Consider the following 6,586-nt stretch of genomic DNA (forward strand, 5'->3'; position numbering starts at 1 on the left):
TGACGGTGCGCTCGTGACGGCGCGCTCGTGACGGTCGTCGACCCCGACCTCCGCTTCGAGAAGCGGCTGCTGCGCGAGGGCGCGGAGCTCGTGATCGGCGTGGACGAGGTCGGCCGCGGCGCGATCGCCGGTCCGGTCGCCGTCGGCGTCAGCGTCGTGGATGCGGCGGTCGCGCGCATCCCCGTCGGCTTGCGCGATTCGAAGCTGCTGAGCGAGAAGCGGCGCGAGGAGCTGCACCCGAAGGTGCAGCGCTGGGCGCGGCACCAGGCGGTCGGCGTCGCCTCGAACGAGGAGGTCGACCGGCTCGGCATCATCGCGGCGCTCGGACTCGCCGGCACGCGGGCCCTCACGGCCGTGCTCGCGGAGGGTGTGGCGCTCGGCGCCGCCCGGGTGATCCTCGACGGATCGCACGACTGGCTGACGCCGGCGCTGCGGTCGGCGGGTGCGGCTGCGGGTTCCGGTGCCGAAGCCGGTGCCGGTGCCGGTGCCGACGGTTTCGCCGGGATGACCGTGACGACCCGCGTGAAGGCCGACATGACCTGCGCGAGCGTGGCCGCAGCCTCCGTGCTGGCGAAGGTGCAGCGCGACCGCTTCATGGTCGAGTCGCACGCGCGACTTCCCGAGTACAACTGGGCGTCGAACAAGGGGTACGCCTCGTCCGACCACTACGCCGCGATCGAGCGGATCGGCGCGAGCGACCTGCACCGCTGGTCGTGGCTGCGCCAGCCGACACTGCTCGATCTCTGAGCGGGGTGCTCCTCAACAGGGGCGTCGTCGGCCGGTCATCCACCGATCGAGGGAGTGCGTCGGCGGCGACCCGCGCTCGGATCTAGACTGGCGCGGATGGATGACGAGGATCTCGACGACTACGACCGCGAGGTCGAGCTCGCCCTGTACCGCGAGTACCGCGACGTGGTGGGCCAGTTCAAGTACGTGGTCGAGACGGAGCGGCGCTTCTACCTCGCCAACGAGGTGACGCTCGAGCGCAAAGACACCGAGCACGACTTCTACTTCGAGCTCGCCATGACCGACGTGTGGGTGTGGGATGTCTACCGCGCCGACCGCTTCGTGAAGAGCGTGCGCGTGCTCACCTTCAAAGACGTCAACGTCGAGATGCTCGGCGAGCGCGAACTGGAGCTGCCGAAGGAGCTGGCGATCGACGAGTAGCCGATCCGCCCGCGCTGCTTCACGCGTCGCCGGAGACGGCACCGCTGGCGCGTTCGCGCTCAGCAGGCTCCCCAGAGACCGAGGCGCTCGGATCGAGCGGCGCTCTGCGCATCCTGGAACTCCTGCCAGCGCGCGTGCCGATCCCGATATGCCTCGGCGAAGCCCTCGCGCACGAGCGCCTCGTTGACCAGAGAGCCGCTGCTCGCGTCCGCACTCGACGGCAGCCATAGGTAGCGCAGCAGCCGGCCGTAGCGGTCGGCGTCGCCCTGCGTCGGGTCGGGTTCGAGGCGCACCGCGGACCCGGCGGGCAGCAGCGCCTTCGTGTGCGCGCTCGCCTCAGGGCCCCAGCACTCGACCGGCGAGTTCGGCTTCACCGTCTCCGGGGTGTCGATCCCGGCGAGACGCACGGTCTCCTGGCTGCCGCGGCCCGCTCGCCGCACGACGACGGTGTCGCCGTCGACCACGCGCACGATCGTGGCCGACTCGGCCGCGGAGGGGATCGCGGTGACGGCGCCGCCCGGGAGAGCGGAGCCGGGCGTCGACGTCGTCGCTTCGCCGGGGGATGCGCTCGCCGGGCTGTCGACGTCGCCGTAGTCGGGGATGCCGTAGTCAGGCAGCCGGTCGAGCCTGAGCACGCCGGTGAGCACAGCGATCGCGAGCACGGCGAGAGCGCCGAGCAGCAGCAGGATGCGGCGGGTGCGTCGGCTCATGGGCCTCCCTCGTCGTGCGCTGTCGTGCGGTGCGGTCCCGCGCCGTCGGGATGATCCTGCCGGGCGCCGGCGACACGGGCGAATCGGGACCGGGACGGTGGGCGCCCGGTGAGCCGGCACCGGATCGCACCATCCCCTCACAGCCGTAGATCTCGGCGGTTTCACCCCCTTCCGCACATTCCGACGCTGCGCGGCGGCGCATCGCGCGAGCCTGAGCGCATGGCAGCGAAAGACGAACTCGGGCGGCGCGGCGAGCGCATCGCCGAGCAGCACCTGATCCGCAGCGGCATCCGCGTGGTCGACCGCAACTGGCGGTGCCCCATCGGCGAGATCGACCTGATCGCGCGCGATGGCGACGACGTCGTGTTCGTCGAGGTGAAGACGCGTCGCGGCGTCGGCTACGGGCATCCTCTCGAGGCGATCACCCCGGTCAAGCTGGCGCGGCTGCGTCGTCTGGCGGGGGCGTGGTGCGCCGCGCACCCGGAGGTGCGGGGCTCGGTGCGCATCGACGCGATCGGCATCGTCGCGGCCCGCGATGCGGCCCCGGTCGTCGAGCATCTGCAGGGGGTCTACCGATGAGCGTCGCGCGCACCCGGGCGATCGCCCTGCTCGGCATCGAGGGGGCCCTCGTCGAGGTCGAAGCCGACCTGCAGCAGGGCGCCCTGCCGGGGTTCTCCCTCATCGGACTGCCCGACACCTCACTCGGCGAAGCCCGCGAACGCGTGCGGGCCGCCGCCGCGAACTCGGGGCACCCGCTGTCGCCGCGTCGCATGACGATCAACCTCTCGCCGGCGTCGCTGCCCAAGCACGGCTCGGCCTTCGACCTCGCGATCGCCATGGCCGCGCTCGCCGCAGAGGGCGTGGTCTCGGCCGAGTCCGTCGAGCGGGTCGTGCATCTCGGCGAGCTCGGGCTCGACGGCCGGCTGCGCCCGGTGCCCGGCGTGCTGCCGGCGGTCCTCGCCGCCGCCCGCGCCGGCGTGCCGACGATCATCGTGCCGAGCGGTGACGAGCCCGAGGCGTCGCTCGTGCCCGGCATCCGCGTCGTCGGCATGCCGAGCCTGCGCGAGGCGCTGATCTTCCACGGCGCCGAGGTCGAGAGCGAGCCGGTCGAGCCGATCCTGCGCCCGGCTCCCGCCGACGCGCACGACGCACGGCCCGGCGAGCTCCTGGATCTCGCCGACGTCGCGGGGAACGCCGAGGCGGTCGACGCTCTGCGCATCGCCGCGGCGGGCGGCCATCATCTGCTGCTGCTCGGGCCGCCCGGCGCCGGCAAGACGATGCTCGTCTCCCGACTGCCCGGGCTGCTCCCCGACCTCAGCACCGAGCAGGCGCTCGAGGTCGGCTCGCTCCGCTCGCTCTCGGGCCTGCCTCTCGGCGCCCGCCTGTCGCATCGACCGCCCCTCGAATCGCCGCACCACACCGCGACCACCGCGTCGATCGTCGGCGGCGGCTCCCGCACGATCCGCCCGGGCGCCGCGGCGCGGGCATCGCACGGCGTGCTGTTCCTCGACGAGGCGCCCGAGTTCTCGCCGGCCACGCTCGACGCCCTGCGTCAGCCGCTCGAATCGGGTCGGCTCACGGTGCACCGCGCGTCGGCGACGGCGCACTTCCCCGCGGCGTTCCAGCTCGTGCTGGCCGCGAACCCGTGCCCCTGCGGGCAGTCCGGAGCCCCGGATGCCGAATGCGTCTGCTCGCCGATGGCGCGCCGGCGGTACCTGCAGCGGCTCAGTGGTCCGCTGCTCGATCGGGTCGACATCCGTCTGCGCGTCCACCGGGTCACCGCGGCGCAGCTGCGTCTGGCCGCCGACGAGCCGACGGTCTCCACGGCGGTCGCCCGCGACGCGGTGCTGCAGGCCCGCGACCGGGCCCACCGCCGGCTCGCGAACACGCCCTGGCGGCGCAACGTCGAACTGCCCGGCACCTGGCTGCGCTCGGGCGACGGCGTGCCGGCCGCGGGCGCGACCGCCCCGCTCGAACGTGCGCTCGAACGCGGCGTGCTGAGCATGCGCGGCTACGACCGCGTGCTCCGCTTGGCCTGGACGATCGCCGATCTCGACGGCGTCGACCGGCCGGGAGCCGATCAGATCGGCCGCGCGCTCCACCTGCGGCAGGCCGCGGCATGAGCGCGCTCGGCATCTCGAAGGCCGCGATCGCCCAGCTCGTGCGCGGAGTCGTCGACGAGCGCACGCTCGCCGAGTCCGCCGTCGCCTCCGCAGCCGCGGCCGCGGAGACCGGCGTCGGTCGGGGCTCGGGCGAGTGGGCGCTGCTCGAAGAGCGTTTCGCGCGCGGCGTGTGGAGCTGCCTCGTCGAGCCCGGTGACCGGGTCGCGGGGATGCTCATCGCCGCCCTCGGCGCCTCCGCCGCACTGCGTCCGCTCATCGACGAGAGCGGCGCCGACGGCTGGATCCGGCTGCTCGCCGAACGGGCGGGATCGGAGGATGCGGCGGTATCGCTTGCTGGTGCTGGTGCTGGTGCTGGTGCTGGTGCTGGTGCTGGTACCCGGTCGCCCGACGGCGGCACCGCGACCGCGCGACTCGGCGCGGAGCTGACGGCGGCCGCCGAACGCTGGCGCCCGCGCTTCGCGACGAGGCCGATCGAGCTCGCCTTCCGGCAGGCGGAGCGCTTCGGCGCCCAGCTCGTCGTGCCCGACGACGCGGACTGGCCCGCACGTCTCGACGATCTCGGCCTGCACGGCCCGGTCGCGCTGTGGGCTCGCGGCTCGCGCGAGGTGCTGAGCCGCCTCGACGACTCGATCGCTCTCGTCGGGGCCCGGGCGGCGACCGGCTACGGCGAGCACGTCACCGCCGAGGCGTCGGCCGGCCTCGTCGATCGCGGCTACGCCGTCGTCTCGGGCGCGGCATACGGGATCGATGGCGTCGCGCATCGTGCGGCGCTCGCATCCGGAGGCGACACGGTGGCGGTGCTCGCCGGCGGGCTGGACCGCTTCTACCCCTCCGGCCACGAGGCGCTGCTGCAGCGGATCGTCGAGCGTGGCGTGGTGGTCGCCGAGGTGCCCGCGGGATCGGCGCCCACCAAGTGGCGTTTCCTGCAGCGCAACAGGCTGATCGCGGCTCTGAGCGCCGCGACCGTGATCGTCGAGGCGGGACGCCGTTCCGGTTCACTCAACACGGCCGGCCACGCTGCCGAACTGGGCCGCCCCCTCGGGGCCGTGCCGGGTCCGGTCACCAGCACCGCCTCGGCCGGATGCCACCGGCTGCTGCGCGACTACGGCGCCACCTGCGTCACGAACGCCGATGAGATGGCCGAGCTCGCGCCGCGCTCGGCGAGTGGGCGGGACGGCGGAGGCCTTGCCGGACCCGGAGCCGGAACCGGAACCGGAACCGCAGCCGGAACCGGAGTCGGAACCGGAGCCGGAAGCGGAGCCGGAACCGGAACCGGAACCGGAACCGCAAACGGAGGCGGTGCCGACGGTGGCAGCAGCGGTACGGGGGCGGCCGGGGACCGAGCAGCGGGCGACGGCCGCAAGGATCCGCGGCGCGCGTTCGATGCCGACGGAGCGACCTTGCGCCTCCTCGATGCGCTGGCGCCGCGGGCGGCCCGCACGGTGCTGCAGCTCGCGACAGCGAGCGGACTCGCCCCCGACCGGGTTCGCGCCGTGCTGGGTCTGCTCGAGCTGGAAGGGGATGTGCGACAGGCGGGGAGCGGATGGGTGCGCGTCAGTCGTCGTCGCTAGGGTGGCGGCGTCGCCGGCCGAACCGCGGCCGGCATTCGACGCAGGAGGACTCGTGGTCCGACTCGGCCAGCACCCGGAACCCCGGCACACGATCGCGCACATCAGCGACACGCACTTCCTCGACGGGGCCCGGCCGCTGTACGGCGCGCTCAGCTCGGAGACGACTCTGCAGCGGGCCCTCGCTCAGCTCGAGGGGTCGGGGCTCGACATCGAGGCGATCGTGTTCACCGGCGACCTGGCCGACCTCGGCGAGACCGACGCCTATCAGCGCCTGCGCTCGATCGTCGACCCGGTCGCCGAACGGCTCGGGGCTCAGATCGTCTGGGTCATGGGCAACCACGACGAGCGGGAGCCCTTCGCCGAGCACATGCTCGGAGCCGAGCCGAGCACGGCGCCGCAGGACGCCGTCTACGACGTCGGCGGTCTGCGCATCATCGCCCTCGACTCCACCGTTCCCGGGTACCACCACGGTGAGATCAGCGCCGAACAGCTCGACTGGCTGCGCGACGTGCTCGCCGAACCCGCACCACACGGAACGCTGCTCGCCCTTCATCACCCGCCCATCCCCTCGCCCGTCGAGCTCATGGCGATCCTCGAGCTGCAGGACCAGCCCGCGCTCGCCGAGGTGCTGCGCGCAACCGACGTCATCGGCATCCTCGGCGGACACCTGCACTATTCGACGCACTCCACCTTCGCCGGCATCCCCGTTGCCGTCGCGGCGGCGACCTGCTACACGATGGATGTGCTCGCCCCGGTCGGCTCGCTCAGCGGCGTCGACGGCGGGCAGTCCGTTCACCTCACCCAGGTCTACGACGACCGTGTGGTGCACTCGATCGTGCCGATCGGGTCACCTCCGCAGGTCTCCGGATTCGGCGACCGCGTGCTCGAGCGGCTCGCCCAGCTCAGCCCCGAGGAGCGGCGCGAGGCCTTCTCCAACAAGAAGTCCGTCTGGAAGCTGCCGCCCGAAGACTGAGCCGCCGCCCGCCGCCCGCCGCCCGCCGCCCGCCGCCCGCCG

7 protein-coding genes are annotated in these 6,586 nt (G+C 73.5%); 6 read left to right on the forward strand and 1 reads right to left on the reverse strand.

All coding sequences use genetic code 11. The annotated features are described in order from the left end of the window. Positions 1-27 precede the first annotated feature (27 nt). Positions 28-747, forward strand: coding sequence for a ribonuclease HII (gene rnhB, locus FJ657_RS05925; protein ID WP_141162793.1), 720 nt, complete (start codon positions 28-30; stop codon positions 745-747). 96 nt (positions 748-843) lie between these two features. Then, complete coding sequence (locus tag FJ657_RS05930; protein WP_141162794.1) at positions 844-1,167, forward strand: DUF2469 family protein; 324 nt, start codon at positions 844-846, stop codon at positions 1,165-1,167. Positions 1,168-1,226: 59 nt separating this feature from the next. Here the strand turns inward: FJ657_RS05930 and FJ657_RS05935 are convergent, their stop codons facing one another. Further along, positions 1,227-1,877, reverse strand: coding sequence for a thermonuclease family protein (locus tag FJ657_RS05935; RefSeq protein ID WP_141162795.1), 651 nt, complete (start codon positions 1,875-1,877; stop codon positions 1,227-1,229). Between the two features lie 219 nt (positions 1,878-2,096). Between FJ657_RS05935 and FJ657_RS05940 the strand changes: the two genes are divergently transcribed. The 4 genes from FJ657_RS05940 to FJ657_RS05955 are packed head-to-tail and all read left to right on the forward strand — an operon-like array spanning position 2,097 to position 6,544. Beyond that, positions 2,097-2,456: a YraN family protein gene (locus tag FJ657_RS05940; protein WP_141162796.1), complete on the forward strand. Its 360-nt coding sequence runs from the start codon at positions 2,097-2,099 to the stop codon at positions 2,454-2,456. Further along, positions 2,453-4,000 (forward strand): YifB family Mg chelatase-like AAA ATPase, encoded by a 1,548-nt coding sequence (locus tag FJ657_RS05945; RefSeq protein ID WP_141162797.1) that lies wholly within the window; start codon positions 2,453-2,455, stop codon positions 3,998-4,000. The genes FJ657_RS05940 and FJ657_RS05945 overlap by 4 nt, the downstream gene beginning before the upstream one ends. Further along, positions 3,997-5,571 carry a DNA-processing protein DprA gene (dprA, locus tag FJ657_RS05950; RefSeq protein ID WP_141162798.1) on the forward strand — a complete coding sequence of 525 codons (1,575 nt, stop codon included), beginning with the start codon at positions 3,997-3,999 and terminating at the stop codon, positions 5,569-5,571. The genes FJ657_RS05945 and dprA overlap by 4 nt, the downstream gene beginning before the upstream one ends. A 52-nt stretch (positions 5,572-5,623) precedes the next feature. Further along, positions 5,624-6,544: a metallophosphoesterase gene (locus FJ657_RS05955; RefSeq protein WP_255447184.1), complete on the forward strand. Its 921-nt coding sequence runs from the start codon at positions 5,624-5,626 to the stop codon at positions 6,542-6,544. Positions 6,545-6,586: the final 42 nt, after the last annotated feature.

This window comes from Schumannella soli (assembly GCF_006517435.1).
Taxonomy (GTDB): domain Bacteria; phylum Actinomycetota; class Actinomycetes; order Actinomycetales; family Microbacteriaceae; genus Schumannella; species Schumannella soli.